The organism is Aeromonas sp. 102P (assembly GCF_051920345.1).
Taxonomy (GTDB): Bacteria; Pseudomonadota; Gammaproteobacteria; order Enterobacterales; family Aeromonadaceae; genus Aeromonas; species Aeromonas veronii.
Genome location: NZ_JBQBCZ010000002.1, coordinates 17,227 through 33,258, shown reverse-complemented (window position 1 = coordinate 33,258; position 16,032 = coordinate 17,227). Strand labels below are relative to the sequence as shown.

The following is a 16,032-nucleotide window of genomic DNA, read 5'->3' as shown; positions in this document are numbered from 1 at the left end:
GCACAATAGGGATAGAGCAAGAAATCCCATTTCAAGGAGAGCAGGATGCAAAAGCAATTGGTGGTCACCGTGATCGGTGCAGACAAACCCGGGATCGTCGAGAGTCTGGCTGCAGTCATCAGCCGCGAGCAGGGCAACTGGCTGGGCAGCGCCATGAGCGAACTGGCGGGACAGTTTGCCGGTATCCTCCATGTCTCTGTCCCCGATGAGCACTATCGCAGCCTGTGCGAAGCACTGGCCCTGCTACCGGGTCTGACCATCAGCTTTGCCGAAGGGACACCGACCACCGAGCCAGCCCATCAAGTCATGATGACGGTGACCGGCAACGACCGCCCCGGTATCGTCCATGAAGTAGCCAGCATCCTGCGCTAGCTCGAGATCAACGTGGCCGATCTCACCACTGGCTGTGAACCGGCTCCCCACTCCGGCGCCCCGCTCTTCTATGCCCATGCGCTGGTTGCTCTGCCCGACGGGCTCGCGATGGATACGCTTATCACCGCGCTGGAATCCCTCTCCGACGATCTGGTGGTCGACATCGACGAAGCGTTCAGCGAGCAGTAACAATACTGTCATTTATTTGTCATATATTAACACCATAACTGCCGCGCAGACGCGACCTGAAACAGAGGCACAAGATGAGCACCGACAAGCAGTATGAAGAGAAAGAGCTGAGCTGGCTCTCATTCAATGAACGGGTGTTGCAAGAGGCAATGGACAAGACGGTGCCCCTCATCGAGCGGGTTCGTTTTCTGGGGATCTTCTCCTCCAACCAGGATGAGTTCTTCAAGGTACGGGTATCGGACGTCAAGCGTCGCATCCTCATCAATGAAGTACATGGTGGCGACGATGAAGCGAAAGTGCTGCTGCGCGCCATCCAGCAAAAAGTGATGGCGCTCGGTGAAGCGTTCGACAACACCTATAAAGAACTGTTGATTGCGCTGGCCCGCCACAACATCTTTCTGGTCAACGAGAACCAGCTCTCCGATGCCATTCAGAAGTGGCTGCGGGTCTTCTTCAAGGAGAAGGTGCTGCGTCACATCATCCCGATCCTGCTCAACAAAGAGGTCAATCCGGTCAAATTCCTCAAGGATGAGTACACCTATCTGGCCATCGAGATGAAGAAGAACGGTCAGGTGATCCAGTACGCCCTAGTGGAAGTGCCGACCGACGACCTGCCCCGCTTCTTCCAGCTGCCGCCGGAAGGGACCCGCCGCAAGAAGCAGATCATCATTCTGGATAACGTCATCCGCTTCTGCCTCGACGAGATCTTCAAAGGCTTCTTCGACTACGACGAGATTGCCGCCTATGCGGTGAAGCTGACCCGGGATGCCGAATATGATCTCTCCGACCAGCTGGACTTGAGCCTGGTGGACAAGATGAGTGACGGCTTGAAGCAGCGCCTCACCGCCATGCCGGTGCGCTTCGTCTACGAGCGGGAGATGCCCGCTGCCATGATAAGCTTCCTCAAGCTCAAGCTGCAGATCAGCTCCTACGACGCCATCATGCCGGGCGGACGCTATCACAACTTCAAGGATTTCATCGGCTTCCCCAACGTGGGCCGTGACTATCTGGAAAACCCCAAGCTGCCGGCCCTCGATTGCCGCGATTTTGACGGCTTCGTCAACGCCTTCGATGCGATTACCAAGCAGGATATCCTGCTCTACTACCCGTATCACAAGTTCCACCACTTCACCGAGCTGGTGCGCCAGGCGGCGTTCGACCCGGCGGTCAGCGCCATTCGCATCAATATCTACCGGGTGGCCAAGAAGTCGCGGATCATCCACTCCCTCATCGATGCCGCCAACAACGGCAAGAAGGTGACCGTGGTGGTCGAGCTGCGCGCCCGTTTCGACGAAGCGGCCAACATCGACTGGGCCAATATTCTCACCGATGCCGGGGTCAAGGTTGTGTTCGGGGTGCCGAGCCTCAAGATCCACTCCAAGCTCTGCCTCATCACCCGCCACGAAAATGGCGAGGCGGTGCGCTATGCCCATATCGGTACCGGCAACTTCAACGAGAAGACCGCCAAGATCTACACCGACTTCTCGCTGCTCACCCGCAATCCGGATATCACCGCCGAAGTGGAAGGGGTATTTGAATACATCGAGTACCCCTATAAGCGTTACAAATTCAACCACCTGCTGGTCTCCCCCATCAACAGCCGCCGTCAGCTCTATCGCCTCATCGACAACGAGCTCTCCAACGCCAAGGCGGGCCAGCCGAGCGGTATCATCCTCAAGATCAACAATCTGGTGGACAAGGATCTCATCAACCGGCTCTATGCCGCTGGGCAGGCCGGGGTGCCGATCCAGATGATCATCCGTGGCATGTGCGCCCTGCGTCCGGGCGTACCGGGCCTCAGTGACAACATCAAGGTGATCAGCATCATCGACCGCTTCCTCGAGCACCCGCGGGTGATGGTGTTCCACAACAAGGGCAACCCCCAGCTCTATATCTCCAGCGCCGACTGGATGAGCCGCAATATCGACGGCCGGATCGAGGTGGGCACCCCCATTTATGACGAGCGGCTCAAGCAGCGCATCATGGACATTCTCGAGCTACAACTGAGTGATACCTGCAAGGCGCGGGTCATCGATGCCGACCAGCAGAACGAATATGTGAAGCGGGGCAACCGCCGCAAGATCCGCTCTCAGGTGGCGATTTACGACTATCTCAAACGTATCGAGTCAAACAATGGACAATAGTCTCTATGCCGCCGTGGATCTCGGCTCCAACAGTTTTCATATGGTGATCGCCCATCTGAGCGAAGGGCGTTTTCGCATCGTCGATCGCATCAAGGAGCGAGTGCGGCTGGCGGAAGGGATGGATGAGCAAAAACGCATGAGCCCGGAGGCGATGGAACGCGGTCTCGCCTGCCTGTCGCTGTTTGCCGAGCGCCTCACCAATATCAAGCCGGATCAGATCCGCATCGCCGGTACCTACACATTGCGCCGTGCCAGCAACGCGCGCGAATTTGTGAGTGAAGCAGCCAAGGTGCTCAACCACCCCATCGAGATCATCAGCGGGCAGGAAGAAGCACGGCTCATCTATCAGGGGGTTGCCCATACCCAGCATATCGAGGGCCAGGTACTGGTGATCGATATCGGCGGCGGCAGCACCGAACTCATCATCGGTGAAGGGTTTGAACACAAGGCCCTCACCAGTCGCAAGATGGGCTGCGTCAGCTTTACCCAAAGCTTCTTTGCCAGCGGCAAGCTGAGCGACAAGCACTTCACCAATGCCGTGCTGGAGGCGCAGCACCAGCTCGCCCCCATCGTCAACCAGTACCGCAAGCTGGGCTGGCAGAGCTGCCTTGGCAGCTCAGGCTCCATTCGTACGGTACGGGATGTACTGCAAGGCGAAGGGCTGACTGACGGCAGCATTACGCTGGAGGGGTTGGAGCGGCTCAAGGCGCTGATGATTGAGCGCAAGCGAGTGGATAACCTCAAGCTGGTCGGGCTTACCGAGGAGCGTCAGGAGGTGTTTGCCGCTGCGGTCGCCATCCTGCTTGGCCTGTTTACCTCATTGCCCATCGAGCGGCTCGACTACTCCGATGGTGCTCTGCGCGAAGGATTGCTGTATGAGTTCGAGGAGCGCTTGCAGCACCACGATATTCGCGAGCGTACCGCACAGGCGCTCGGTACCCACTACCGGATGGACCGCAAACAAGCCGCCCGGGTGGAGCAGAGCGTGCTGACGTTGTTCGATGCCTTGCAAGAGCCCTGGCAGATGGAGGTAGAGCCCTATCGCGCCATCCTAGGCTGGGCGGCGCGGCTGCACGAAATTGGCCTTGCCATCAACTACAGCGGCATTCATCGCCACTCCGCCTATATCCTGCAACACACCGACCTGCCCGGCTTCAACCAGGACGATCAGGCCCTGCTGGCCGCGCTAGTACGCTTTCAGCGCAAGGGGCTAAAACTCTCCGAGCTGCCGCCCCTGCCCAACCACGACATGCAGACGGTGCTGCGCTGCATCCGCATCCTGCGCCTCGCAGTCGCCGCTCACCACAAGCGCCAGGACAACCTGCTGCCTGAGTGGAAAGTCGCAGTGCAAGGCGATCAGTTGGTCGTGACCCTGCCGATCGACTGGTGCGAAGAGAACCGTCTCCTGATGCAGAATCTGGAGAAAGAGCATCGTTATTGCCAGGAGCAGGGCTGGCCACTGTTGTTCCAGCTCGGCTAAACCGGAAAGATAAATACAAAAGGCAGCCCACTGGCTGCCTTTTTCATCTCAATCTCCCGGTTACTGCAACTCGGGCAACAACCACTTGGCCATCTCGAAGTAGATGATAAGGCCGGTGCCATCCACCAGTGTCGCGATGAATGGCGCAGAGACCACCGCCGGATCGATGCGGAAACGACGCAGCACCATGGGAATAATGGACGCGACCGTGGCACTCCAGAGCACGATGGCGATGATGGTAAAGGTCACCACCATGCCAATCTGGGGACCGACGCCGAGACTCCATGCCCGTACCCAGGCCGCCATGGCAATGGCACCCGAGATGAGCAGACCGGTGGAGAGCTCCTTTTTCAGCACTGTGCCGAGATTGCGCAGACTCACCTCCCCGACCGCCATGGCTCGTACTATGGTGGTGGTGATCTGGGTGCCGCTGTTACCACCAGTACCGATCAGCAAGGGGATAAAGAAAGCCAGCGCGATGGCCGCTTCCAGCTGCTCCTCAAATGCCCGCAGCACGGTGCCGGTGTAGGCTTCCGCCACAAACAGGATAAGCAGCCAGCCCACCCGTTTGCGCCACAGCTGCCAGGGCGTCGCCTGCAAGTAAGGGGTGTCGAGCGGTGATGAGCCCCCTTGCATCTCGGCATCCTCGGTGGATTCGAGCTCCAGAATATCCGCCGCATCATCGACGTGGAAAATACCGACCAGTCGCCCCTGATCCTCGACCGGCAATACCGACAGGTCGCGGTCGATCAGCAGACGCGCTGCCAGCTCCTGATCCGCACGGGCATTGATCCGCACCGTCTCCCGATCCATCAGGGTCGCGACACTGGCCAGCGGGTCAGCGATCAGCAAGGTCTTGAGGGAGAGGCTCCCTTGCAGACGACCATCCCCGTTGACCACATAGATATGGCGAAACAGCTGGGCATTGTCCCAGGCATCGTGGATCAGCTGTTTGGCGTGACCGACCGTGTCCTCCTCCCGCACCGCCAGATATTCGTGGCGCATGTTGGCCCCCACCGACTCGGTGGGCCAATCCAGCAGGGAGTAATACATGGCCTGCGCCTGGGTCGGGAAGCGAGCCAGCAACATGGTGCGATCCTGACGACTCAGTTTGCGCAGGATGGCGACCATATCACGGCGGGGAATGGCCTCCTGCAACACGCTGACGATGCTGCCATGGAGCCGCTGCAACAGGCGCCCGGCACTCTCGGCCGAGAGTGAGCCGAGCAGTTCGGCACCTTGCGGAATTGGCAGGGTATCAAAGATGCAGTTGAGCTCTTCCGGACGCAGGGTCAGCAGTTGATCGGCGCGCTGAACCGGATCCAGATTATGTTCCAGCCAACCCTGCAGGGCGGCCAGATCGAGCAGTTGGTGACGGTTAAGAATGGTATGTGTTTTCTTCATCACAGATATCCTCATGTGATTTCAGGCGAGCCTGAATGCCTCCGGAAATAGCCGGAGGCAACGACAAGAAAACAGCAATTTGATTGACGAGTAATAGGCAGGAAATGACGCCGTTCGGCGTGTCATCATCCCCACGTACCAGCTTTAGCACTGTATAACGTATCCGGCATGCCGGAAGCCACTTGGGTTTACACCTTAATCCGATGAAAACTGTCCTGATCTTGGGCGTCTCTGGACGTCGTGAGATCAGTGGCCTGTGTTTATACAGGAGCCTCGCCTAACGAGATGCTGCAAATAATTCGCACAACCCTCTGTTGTGCGGGCGGCATGATTATCCAATCCCGCTGGGAGGTCAACCCCGCAACCACCATTAAGTTGGCAACGGCAACAGCTTGTTACAATTGGCAGGAGATGACACGGAACCAATTTACAGAACCTGGATAAAAGAAAAGGCCCCAAAGGGCCCCTTATTTATTAGCGAATATAGTCAAACAGTGTCAGACGGCTTATTTTGCTGAACGAGAGTTGCGAGGCACTCAATGCCGCATCCTCTTTTGACAACGCGGAAATCACTTCATAGAGGTCCGCTTCCGATACCTTGGCTCTCGCCTCGGCGTTGAGGGTACTCAACCCCTCGTTAGAATCCATGACAGCCTCGAGACTGTTCATCCTGCCACCCAACTCCCCCAATCCATGATCGATATTCAGGTGAGCATTTTTCATATGGACGGTAGCATCGGCTACTTCCAGCGCAAAGTTGTCAGCGGTAATAGCGGGATCACGCAAGGCGGTAATAAAATCCGACATACCATTCAATATGTTGTCATTCTTCGGTGGATTAAGGTCAAACTGCTGAGCCGCACCACCTGCAGGCAAATCAAGGGTCAACTCCAGACCATTGAAGGGGATCTTGGTGCCAGCAGTGTAGTTACCCGTTTGCAGGGTAGTACCACCGGCATCCTTGATATCATAGGTATCAGGCGGGCCTATGGTGGTTGATACGGTATAGGTGTTGCTGGGCAGTGCCGAGTTATAATTGGACTTATAGAAATTATCAAAGTTGCCCTGATCGCCGACTCCGACCTTGATATTTGCGGTGGTTGCACTGGCAGTTCTTCTGGTCGCCACGATTTCAAACAGATCCTGCCCGGAATCATTGGCAGCAATTTGTACTGTGGGTGAGACCTGAATATTTCGCTGACCTGGGTCCCCCTGATAGATATACTTTCCGTTGGCATCTTTGATATATGGCTGGGTCTTGCTCTGATTGCCGCCAAATATAAATTCACCCGAAGAGTTTTTGCTATTCATCAGATCAAACATTTGCTGCTGCAACCCTTCCAGCTCGCTGGCTATGGCCTTGCGATCATCCATGCTGATAGCGCCATTATTTGACTTCTGGATCAGGGTCTGGGCACTAAGCATTGCATTGTTAATCGACGTTAATACCGTCTCCTCATGCCCCAGGCTGTTTTCCAGCAAGCTGCCATTGACACTGTACTGCTTGAACAGGTCAATCTCCTTGGTCAGTGCCATCTTCTGGCTCATCCCCGCAGGATCTTCGCCGGCAGTCTGAAATTTATTGCCGGTTTGCAGCTGTTGATAGGCAGTATTCAACCGCTCGTTGGCACTGTTGAGGGAATAGATATTCCGGTCGTAGATCATGTTGGTGGTGATGCGCATGACGTTACCTCACGGAAGAGAGCAGTGTATCGAAAATAGTTTTGGCCGTGCTGACGATTTGCGCCGATGCCGCATAGGATTGCTGGAAGCGGATCAGATTGGCCGCCTCCTCCTCCAGATTGACCCCAGACACGCTTTCAAAGATGCCGGTGCTCTGGATAAGCTTGGACTCATTGGCCTTGAGCAGCGTTTTTGCCTGACTGGTATTGTTACCCACTTCCATCACCAACCCGGAATAGGCCTGATTGAAGGTCATCTTGTCGTTGGTCGTCCCACCATTGGTGCTCTTGCGCACCAGATCCTTGTTTTGCAGCTCGGCCAGAACCAGGCCATTGCTGTTATCGGCAAAGCCATTGCTGTTGTAACTGAGCTTGAAGCTGTCGTTAGCATTCACCGTTCCGGTGATGCTGAACTCGTAGCCGGGGGCCTGTTTCGGGTTGGCATAGACTGCGGCTCCGGCGGGGAAAGGGTTGACGATCGCAGACATCAGGTTTTGCCCTTTGCTGCTCGCAGGGGCAGTGCCAATCAGGGTAGTGCCATCGGCTTGAAACACCTGATAGTTACCGTTGGCGTCAATCTTGACGACCTGAGGCGCTGTCGGGCTCAGACTATTGGTACCAAAACCTGACCCTGCACCTGTATTGAATACACCACCCAGTTTGATATCAGCCCCGCCACCATTATTGGTGGTCTTTTCCGCTTTAAGCGGAGAGGCCAAGGCCAGATCTTCCGGTCGGGTGATCAGCTGACCCAAACCGGCGGCCGCACTTTTGGTCGGTTGCAGCAACAGTCTGTCACCCGCAGCTGGCGCACCGGTGAGATCGATTGAAATGCCGTGACCCGTGAGTTCAAACGTTGCAGGAGGGGTCGTGCCAATCGCCACAGAGGTTCGATTACCAGACTTGTCCAGCGAGAACACCTCATAACCGGTGGCGCTGCTAAAGCGCACTTCGTAATCAAACGGGGTCACTGATGTCCCCTTGCCCGGCACGAAGCTAACATTCGCCCCGACCGTCCCGGTGTTATTACCGTAGGGTAAGCCCTTGCTGGTAGGCAGGGTGAAGATGTCACCGCCAATCTCGTTATCCAGATCCATCCCGAGGCGGTTCTGCTGGTTCATCGCATCGGCCATCGCCACGGCCAGCTGCCCCAGTTCGCGCTTGGTAGGCTCAAGGTCGGTACGCGCCTTGAACAGCCCCCCCATGGCGCCACCAAACGTATCGTGGTCGATGGTTGCCTGATTATCCCCCAGAGTCAGTTGCAGCTCCTGATCCCGGGAGTCAGGATCTCCTGCAATCACCTTGAACTGGGCGACGCCCCCATCGAGGATCAGCGAATGGCCGGTGCTCATATTGACCAGCATGCTGCCGTTGGGTTGGGCTACGGTGCGAATATCCATCTTCTCCGACAGCTGGCGGATCGCCTCATCCCGCTGATCAAACAGCATCAGGTTCTCTTCGGGTGACCCCTGGGTGCGGATGATGGCCTGATTAAGATCATTGATGCTGGTGAGCAGGCTGTTGACCTGCTTGGTTTCATCTTCAATGCGGGTATTGAGGGTATCGTTCTGCTTGTCGAGCTGCGCCGAGAGGGTATGAAAACGGTTGACCATGCCACTCAACTCAGTCATCACCACCTTGCGCCCACCGATCTCGGCAGGCGATTCATTGGCAGAGTGAAATGACTTGAAGTAGGAGGTGATGGCCGCCCCCACGCTGTTGCTGGTATCCCCAAGCAAGCTGTCAACGCCAGCCAGCTGTTCATAATGGGTCAGGGAGGCATGATAGGCGGAGGTATCACGGCGCACCTCCCCCTGCATATAGTCGTTGATTACCCGCTGGGTCTTGATGTCACCGGTCCCCAGACCGATGGTATTGGTATACACCAGCGTACGCTCACGCACATAGCCCTGGCTATTGACGTTCACTATGTTGTTACTGGTGGTCTGCAGCAGGCGTTGCTGTGCCAGCACGCCCGATGAACCAATCCCAAGCAGGTCGCTTGCCATACGTTACAGCTCCATCTCGTTGTATTGGGCAATGGCATCACTGCGCAATACCTGTTTCAATTTTCTGGCGTAGTGCGGGTCGGTGGCATAACCCGCCTGTTGCAGCGCCTCAAAGTAGCGATCAGGACTATCCACCTTCGCCAGGGCTCCCTTGTAGCGAGAGCCGGAAGTGAGGAAGTCCACATAGTCGTTGAAGCTCTCTTCAAACGACTCATAGGAGCGAAATGCCGCTTTCTGACGGGAGGCAACACCTTGCTCATACTCGAGCGTGCTGACCACCGCCTTTGGCCCTTCCCAGCGCGGATCGGCCTTGATACCAAACAGGTTATGGGTCACCTGCCCCTCACCATCCTTGATCACCCGCTTGCCCCAACCGCTCTCCAGTGCCGCCTGGGCGACCAGTACCGCCGGGCTTAACCCCAGCTTGTCGGCCGCTTTCTTGGCCAGCGGCATCAGACGATTGACAAACTCTTCCGGCGTATCGAACTCTTTGCCTCCACTACCGGTGGCACTGCCCTCTTCGCTGGCCATGCGCCCCATGGGCGGAATGCTGCGGTGCGCTCGACGGGGCATAGTGAGTGCGTGGCTCTCCTTGACCCCCTCGGTCATCTCTTTTTCAGCAAAATCTTTGCCAACTTTTGATGCCGCGATCAAATCATCGGCAGCGGCCGTCGGTGGCTGATAGGGTTTGTAGGTCCGTTCGGTGCGCTGCGGCATCTTGAGCACCCGTCCATCCTGATGGGTAAAGGTCTCGGGAGAGAGCTGCTTGGCCACCATGTCAGCCAATCCCAGCCCACCCTTGCTGGACATGTCGGCAACCCGCTGCTCATCCAGCATCCCTTCATAGAACTGGGTATAGCTGCTATTCATCGGGTTGTCCTGAGTCAACACCCCGTTGGCCTGACGCATGCTCTGAAACAGCATCTGGGTAAAGATTGACTCGAACTGGCGTGACGCACTCTTGAGCGCTTCGGCCTGTCCCTCTTTGCTTTGGCTCATCTGGCGCAGACGGTCCAGGTTCTTGATGTCCTGTACCATCCCGAGATTCATGCCGCTGTTGCTGTCAAACTCCGCCATTTTGCTTACCTCATTGCCACCCGTGGCAACCACTTGCCGCTTGTTACAATATGACCAGTTGCCCTTCGATGGCGCCTGCCTGCTGCAGCGCCTCAAGGATGGCCATCAAATCACCCGGGGCGACCCCAACCTGATTGACCGCCCGGACCAGATCGTCCAGGGTCGCACCGGTATCAAATTTGAACATCCGCCCCGGCTCCTGCTGGACATTGATGGTCGAGTTGTTGGTCACCGTTGTCTCTCCTCCTGCCAGCGGGTTGGGCTGGGAGACCTGCTGGTTTTCGGCGATGGTCACCGTCAACCCGCCATGGCTGATGGCCGCCGGTTTGAGCTTGACCTGACTGCCGATCACTATGGTGCCGGTGCGGGAGTTAACGATGATCTTGGCCGCCTCGTTGGCCGGATCCACCTCCAGATTCTCGATGGTGGCGAGATAGGAGACGCGCTGACCCGGATCTCGCGGGGCATAGACCTTGACAGAGGTGGCATCGAGCGCCTGAGCGGTATTGGGCCCCACCAGATCGTTGACCACATCGGCCAGACGGCGCGCCGTAGTAAAGTCGGGGCGGTTAAGGTTGAAGGTGATGGTGTCCCCCTGACTGAAGGAGTTGGGCACCTCCCGCTCCACGGTCGCACCGTTGGCAATCCGCCCGACAGTCGGGGTATTGATCACTACCTTGGAACCATCAGCCCCCTCGGCCCCCAGACCACCGACCACCAGACTGCCCTGGGCGACCGCATAAACCCGGCCATCGAGCCCTTTCAGAAAGCTCTGCAGCAGAGTGCCGCCCCGCAGGCTCTTGGCCTCGCCAATGGCAGAGACCGTCACATCGATGGTCTGGCCCGGCTTGGAGAAGGGGGGCAGGTCGGCATGTATCGCCACCGGCGCCACATCCTTGATCTTGGGCTTGATGTTATCCGGCACCTTGATGCCAAAGTTGTTGAGCATGGTACGGAAGGTCTGCTCGGTGAAGGCGTTGTTCTTCTCGCCAGTGCCGGGCAACCCCACCACCAGACCGTAACCAATCAGCTGGTTGTTACGCACCCCTTCAACCGAGCTGATGTCCTTGATCCGGGCCGCATTGGCCACACCCAAGGGCAGCAGACAGCAAAACAGAGTGACAAGACGGAGTGACTTCATAACATCTCCTAGAGCGGCCACCAGGGACCATTGAAAAAGCTGGTAAGCCACCCTTGCTCCTGGCTATTGGCCAGATCGCCGGTACCGCCGTAGTAAATGCGGGCATTGGCCACTTTCTGGGACGAAACGCTGTTATCAGATGTCACATCCTCCGGGCGAATAAGGCCGGTGATCCGGATATATTCATTGCCATTGTTGAGCATGATCCACTTCTCACCACGCACCAGCAGATTGCCGTTGGGCAGCACCTTGGCCACGCTGACCGAAATATTACCCTGCAAGCTGTTGCTCTGGTCCGCTTTGGCCTGGCCCTTGAACGCGCTGTTTTGTCCAATGGAGGCAGAGAGATCATAGGGACTGGCGGTGACCGGCACACCACCCAGCTTGACTGGATCCAGATTGAATTTATTGTCCTTGCCACTCTGGGTATTGGCCTTTTTCGAGGCTGAGGTCGACTCCGACAACTCGATGGTAATGATGTCGCCTACCTTGTGCGCCTTGATATCCGAATAGATGCCATTGACCTGATCCGGCTGGAAAATCGCCCCTGTCGGCCGCACCGACACCGGCTCCGACTCCCCGTAGACGGGGGAAAACTCGGGATCATCAGGCTTGGGCGTATTGGGAGTGCTGCTACACCCACCCAGCACCAACAATCCCAGCATCCATACGGCTTTCATCATGCACCTCCTAATTAGGTACGCTGGATCAGGAAGGACATCATGCCGTCCACGGCGGAGAGCACCTTGGAGTTCATCTCGTAGACCCGCTGAGCCTGAATGAGATTCACCAGTTCTTCGGTCACGTTGACGTTGGAAGTCTCCAGCATCCCCTGCTTGATCACCCCCAAGCCATCGGCACCGGCAGTCCCCTGGGCGGCAGCACCACTGGATTGGGTCTCGACGAACATGTTCTCCCCCATCGGCTGCAAGCCGCTGGCGTTGACGAAGTCGGAGATGTTGATCTGACCGACGACCTGAGAAGCGCCATCGCCCTTGAGCTGCACCGAGACCTGGCCATCTTCACCCACCGTAACGCTCTGGGCGTTTTCCGGGATCTGGATTTCCGGTTGCAGCGGGTAACCATTACCCGGCGTCACTATGGTCCCTTCATCGTTAAGGGTGAACTGACCGTTGCGGGTATAGGCCGCACTACCATCCGGCAGCTGAATTTCAAAGTAACCACGACCACTGATCATCAAATCGAGCGAGTTGTCAGTGGTTTGTACGTTGCCCTGGCTGTGGTTTTTCTGGGTCGCCACCACCTTGGCACCCGCCCCCAGCATCAAGCCGGAGGGGAGCTCGGTATCGGCAGAAGAGCGGCCACCGGGCTGGTTGATATTTTGATACAGCAGATCTTCAAAGATGGCCCGTGACTTTTTAAAGCCCACGGTGCTGGCGTTCGCCAAGTTGTTCGAGGTGACCGAAATATTGGTCTGCTGTGCATCCAACCCGGTCTTGCTGATCCAGAGTGCGGGATTCATAGGTAACTCCTTGATTAGCTGATTCGCAGTAGTTGGGTTTGAGCTTCATCATTCTCTTCGGCCGTCTTCATGATTTTGACCTGGGTTTCGAACTGGCGTTGCAGCCGGATCAGGTTGGTCATCTCATCCACCACATTGACGTTGCTCCCCTCAAGGGAGCCGGCAATCAGGCCGACATTGGCAGAGGCGGGTTCATTCTGGCCATCCTTGCGGCGAAACAGACCATCTTGCCCCTTCTCCACCGCATCGGCGGCCGGGTTGACCAGCTTGATCCGCTGAAAATCTTCCGGCAAGTTGGCGGCAGCCCCCTCCGGACGACCGCTGATGGTGCCATCCCGATTGATCTCGAGTTTCTCCATCGGCATCGGCAGCACGATGGGCTGACCACCGTCATCCACCACATTCAGGCCCGTCGAGGTCTGCAAATTGCCGGTCGCATTGACCTGCAAATTCCCCATGCGGGTATAGGCCTCGCCGCCCTTGGGATCCTGCACGGCAATCCAGCCCGGCCCATCCACCGCCACGTCCAGATCCCTTCCGGTGGTCATCAGCATGCCATGCTGCAGGTTCTGACCCGGGCGCTCAGCCATGGCAAACACTCGGCTTGGCAAGCCCTCTCCGAACGCCTGCATGCTTCTGGCCTGCTCGAAATCGGACTTGAAACCGGTGGTATTGGCATTGGCGAGGTTGTTGCCCCGAACAGCCAGGCTGTTCATGGTCTCTTTGGCCCCGGACATGGCGATATAAAGCAGGTGATCCATGGAATTCTCCGTCAAACAGATGACTCTGACAGGAGAAATGCAATTAGAGTGCCAACAGCAGAAATATGGGGGGATAAGGAGGATGGGAATACGACAGAAACAGAGAGGGGGCCAAGCCCCCTCTCATTATCATTTATTGCGAGATTAACGGATCTGCAGGATGGTTTGCTGCAGCGAACTGTTGACCTCCAGAGAACGGGAGTTGGCCTGGAAGTTACGTTGAGCAGTGATCAGGTCCACAAGCTCGGAGGTCAAATCCACGTTGGACTGCTCCAGCGCCGATGATTTGATGGTCCCGAAAGTGCCCGAATTGGGCGTCCCCGGCAAGGCATCGCCAGAGAGCAGGGACTGTCGCCAGGAGGTATCGCCAACCTGAGTCAATCCTTGCGAGTTGGCAAATTTTGCCATGGCGACCATGGCCACCTTGATGGTGGTGGCGTTACTGTAAGTCGCGGACACAATGCCATCCGGAGTGATCTCGACCTTGGTCAAACGGCCGACAGTGGAGCCATCCTGCGACAACTTATTGACTTCAAATGGTGAGGCATATTGGGTTATTGTGCCCAGTGAAATCTCAAAAGTCTGAGTGGGGTCAGCACCATTAGTGATAATACCCGCACCAGCGGCACCCAATTGCTCCGTTTGGATTGTTGCAGGGGTGGTTGGGGTAATCATTTTACCATCGGCACCAAAGGTAAAACGCGCAGCCAAAGGTGCCTGGGGCACACCTGCAGCCATTTGAGTCTGAACCCCCGTGGCTATATCAATAGGCTTTTCACCCTCATATAAATACATACGCCATGCTGTAGGATCTGCCGGTTTGGTCGGGTCGGCATCGCTGGCTTCTTTAACGAAATATTTAGTGATGGTATGGGGCTCACCTAAAGAGTCATACACGACAACAGAGGTGGAGGACGAGTACGTTTTCGAGTCCTTTGGATCAAAGCTCGACAGGCTACCAACTATTGGAGGTACAGCAAGAGGATCCGGCATTGTGCCCGCCGATAACGGGGTCGCCTTGGACGGCAAATTGAAGCTTGCCTCAATCTTGCTGGTCTTGATTGGCTCGCCCGCCCGATCCGGTATCTGGATCGGCTTGGTAGCATTGATGCTGACCGCCTTCGGGGTGCCATCGGCGTTAATTTCATAACCTTGCAGGTAATGCCCCTGATTGTTGACCATATAACTGTTTTCATTGAGCTTGAAGGCACCGGCACGAGTATAGGTGCGATCCAGGTTGGTCAGGCCATCGGAGGTCACAAAGAATCCATTCCCCTGAATCGCCAAATCCAGTGCGTTATTGGTAAATTGCAGCGCACCCTGGTGGAACTGCTGGGCAACCGCACCGGTCGCCACACCATTACCGACCTGGGTCTTGGCATTGACAAAGATGGAGTTGGCGTAAACATCCGCAAACTCCGCTCGGGACTCTTTAAAGCCCATGGTATTAACGTTGGCAATGTTGTTGGCGGTGACGTTCAAGTCTTTTTGTGCCGCGTTGACACCGCTCAAGGCATTGTTAAATGACATATCCAGCTCCTTAGATCGATGCTGTCGACGTGGTTTTTGACTGAGTTGTTGGTTTGTTCTGATTAGATCCTGAAATTTGCAGGATACTGTTAAGCGTTGTAGTGCCTAGACCTCTCAGATTGAGTTGAGTCGGGTTGGTTCCGTTCCCCAGGACCACACTATCAACCTTGCCATAGGTCAGGGCCGAGATGCTCTCCGACTTTCCATCCATGGTGCCGTTAGCTTTAATCACGTATTTTCCAGGCTTGGCCGGATTGCCACTCTTGTCTTTACCATCCCAAGCAAATTCAACATTGCCGCGCAAATCACCTTCCAGAGGAAACTCCTTGATCACTTGGCCCTTTTCATCTTCCACCGTAATTTTCACATTCGAATACTTGTTCTCGACACCGACAGCCACAACCCCGGAGATGGACCCCTCTTTCTCCAAATAACCGATATTGCTAGGGAGCAGCACATTTTGTCCGACCAGTGCGGAGGCTTGCAGCGCCTGACTAGATGTCATCAGAGTATTAAGATTGCCCATCTGGGTGGACAAGCTATTGATCCCCTCCGAGGTCGACATGGATGTCATCTGGGAGAGCATCTGGGCGTTATCAACAGGCTTGAAGGGATCCTGATACGACAGCTGCATGGTCAGCAGCTTCAGAAAAGAAGCCTGATCCAGCTCTTTCTTCGGCGCCGTTGTGCTGCCTGTCGTCTGGGTCGTGGTACGGCTGATGCCGTTCACATTACTGGTTGTATCGACCATGCTGCATCC

12 protein-coding genes, 1 pseudogene and 1 riboswitch are annotated in these 16,032 nt (G+C 56.3%); of the genes and pseudogenes, 3 read left to right on the top strand and 10 right to left on the bottom strand.

The features are described from left to right. Positions 1-45 precede the first annotated feature (45 nt). The 3 genes and pseudogenes from ACTG1K_RS22215 (at position 46) to ppx (ending at position 4,185) form a co-directional block, all read left to right on the top strand. Positions 46-561: pseudogene (locus ACTG1K_RS22215) on the top strand (glycine cleavage system protein R). 74 nt (positions 562-635) lie between these two features. Next, positions 636-2,705 carry a polyphosphate kinase 1 gene (gene ppk1 / locus ACTG1K_RS22210; protein ID WP_005350671.1) on the top strand — a complete coding sequence of 690 codons (2,070 nt, stop codon included), beginning with the start codon at positions 636-638 and terminating at the stop codon, positions 2,703-2,705. Next, on the top strand, positions 2,695-4,185 hold the full coding sequence (ppx, locus tag ACTG1K_RS22205) for an exopolyphosphatase (protein ID WP_204483821.1): 1,491 nt from the start codon (positions 2,695-2,697) through the stop codon (positions 4,183-4,185). Before ppk1 ends, ppx begins: the two co-directional genes overlap by 11 nt. A gap of 60 nt (positions 4,186-4,245) precedes the next feature. On the opposite strand, the gene mgtE is transcribed toward ppx, so the two are convergent. From mgtE to ACTG1K_RS22155, 10 genes are all read right to left on the bottom strand, one after another. Continuing rightward, entirely contained in the window at positions 4,246-5,589 is a 1,344-nt protein-coding gene (gene mgtE / locus ACTG1K_RS22200) for a magnesium transporter (RefSeq protein ID WP_203116249.1), read from the bottom strand. A 122-nt stretch (positions 5,590-5,711) separates the two neighbouring features. Next, positions 5,712-5,881: riboswitch (M-box (ykoK) riboswitch) on the bottom strand. Between the two features lie 182 nt (positions 5,882-6,063). Beyond that, entirely contained in the window at positions 6,064-7,272 is a 1,209-nt protein-coding gene (flgL, locus tag ACTG1K_RS22195; RefSeq protein ID WP_440006038.1) for a flagellar hook-associated protein FlgL, read from the bottom strand. Between the two features lie 4 nt (positions 7,273-7,276). Further along, positions 7,277-9,280 (bottom strand): flagellar hook-associated protein FlgK, encoded by a 2,004-nt coding sequence (gene flgK / locus ACTG1K_RS22190; protein ID WP_307895146.1) that lies wholly within the window; start codon positions 9,278-9,280, stop codon positions 7,277-7,279. A 3-nt stretch (positions 9,281-9,283) separates the two neighbouring features. Beyond that, positions 9,284-10,357 (bottom strand): flagellar assembly peptidoglycan hydrolase FlgJ, encoded by a 1,074-nt coding sequence (gene flgJ, locus ACTG1K_RS22185; protein WP_064338291.1) that lies wholly within the window; start codon positions 10,355-10,357, stop codon positions 9,284-9,286. A 43-nt stretch (positions 10,358-10,400) separates the two neighbouring features. Next, positions 10,401-11,498, bottom strand: coding sequence for a flagellar basal body P-ring protein FlgI (locus ACTG1K_RS22180; RefSeq protein WP_227273396.1), 1,098 nt, complete (start codon positions 11,496-11,498; stop codon positions 10,401-10,403). A gap of 8 nt (positions 11,499-11,506) precedes the next feature. After that, entirely contained in the window at positions 11,507-12,178 is a 672-nt protein-coding gene (gene flgH / locus ACTG1K_RS22175; protein WP_127006858.1) for a flagellar basal body L-ring protein FlgH, read from the bottom strand. 14 nt (positions 12,179-12,192) lie between these two features. Then, positions 12,193-12,981: a flagellar basal-body rod protein FlgG gene (gene flgG / locus ACTG1K_RS22170; protein WP_005334158.1), complete on the bottom strand. Its 789-nt coding sequence runs from the start codon at positions 12,979-12,981 to the stop codon at positions 12,193-12,195. Positions 12,982-12,995: 14 nt separating this feature from the next. Next, on the bottom strand, positions 12,996-13,742 hold the full coding sequence (gene flgF, locus ACTG1K_RS22165; protein ID WP_005334159.1) for a flagellar basal-body rod protein FlgF: 747 nt from the start codon (positions 13,740-13,742) through the stop codon (positions 12,996-12,998). 144 nt (positions 13,743-13,886) lie between these two features. Beyond that, the gene (flgE, locus tag ACTG1K_RS22160; protein WP_103250540.1) at positions 13,887-15,272 is read right to left on the bottom strand and encodes a flagellar hook protein FlgE; all 1,386 of its coding nucleotides are present in this window, start codon (positions 15,270-15,272) and stop codon (positions 13,887-13,889) included. A 10-nt stretch (positions 15,273-15,282) separates the two neighbouring features. Further along, on the bottom strand, positions 15,283-16,023 hold the full coding sequence (locus ACTG1K_RS22155) for a flagellar hook assembly protein FlgD (protein WP_425854420.1): 741 nt from the start codon (positions 16,021-16,023) through the stop codon (positions 15,283-15,285). Positions 16,024-16,032 lie beyond the last annotated feature (9 nt).

Coding starts and splice junctions, on each gene's coding strand:
- ppk1 (WP_005350671.1), top strand. CDS start 636: ATGAGCACCGACAAGCAGTATGAAGAGAAAGAGCTGAGCTGGCTCTCA.
- ACTG1K_RS22155 (WP_425854420.1), bottom strand. CDS start 16,023: ATGGTCGATACAACCAGTAATGTGAACGGCATCAGCCGTACCACGACC.
- flgF (WP_005334159.1), bottom strand. CDS start 13,742: ATGGATCACCTGCTTTATATCGCCATGTCCGGGGCCAAAGAGACCATG.
- ACTG1K_RS22180 (WP_227273396.1), bottom strand. CDS start 11,498: ATGAAGTCACTCCGTCTTGTCACTCTGTTTTGCTGTCTGCTGCCCTTG.
- flgJ (WP_064338291.1), bottom strand. CDS start 10,357: ATGGCGGAGTTTGACAGCAACAGCGGCATGAATCTCGGGATGGTACAG.
- flgG (WP_005334158.1), bottom strand. CDS start 12,981: ATGAATCCCGCACTCTGGATCAGCAAGACCGGGTTGGATGCACAGCAG.
- flgE (WP_103250540.1), bottom strand. CDS start 15,272: ATGTCATTTAACAATGCCTTGAGCGGTGTCAACGCGGCACAAAAAGAC.
- mgtE (WP_203116249.1), bottom strand. CDS start 5,589: ATGAAGAAAACACATACCATTCTTAACCGTCACCAACTGCTCGATCTG.
- flgK (WP_307895146.1), bottom strand. CDS start 9,280: ATGGCAAGCGACCTGCTTGGGATTGGTTCATCGGGCGTGCTGGCACAG.
- ppx (WP_204483821.1), top strand. CDS start 2,695: ATGGACAATAGTCTCTATGCCGCCGTGGATCTCGGCTCCAACAGTTTT.
- flgL (WP_440006038.1), bottom strand. CDS start 7,272: ATGCGCATCACCACCAACATGATCTACGACCGGAATATCTATTCCCTC.
- flgH (WP_127006858.1), bottom strand. CDS start 12,178: ATGAAAGCCGTATGGATGCTGGGATTGTTGGTGCTGGGTGGGTGTAGC.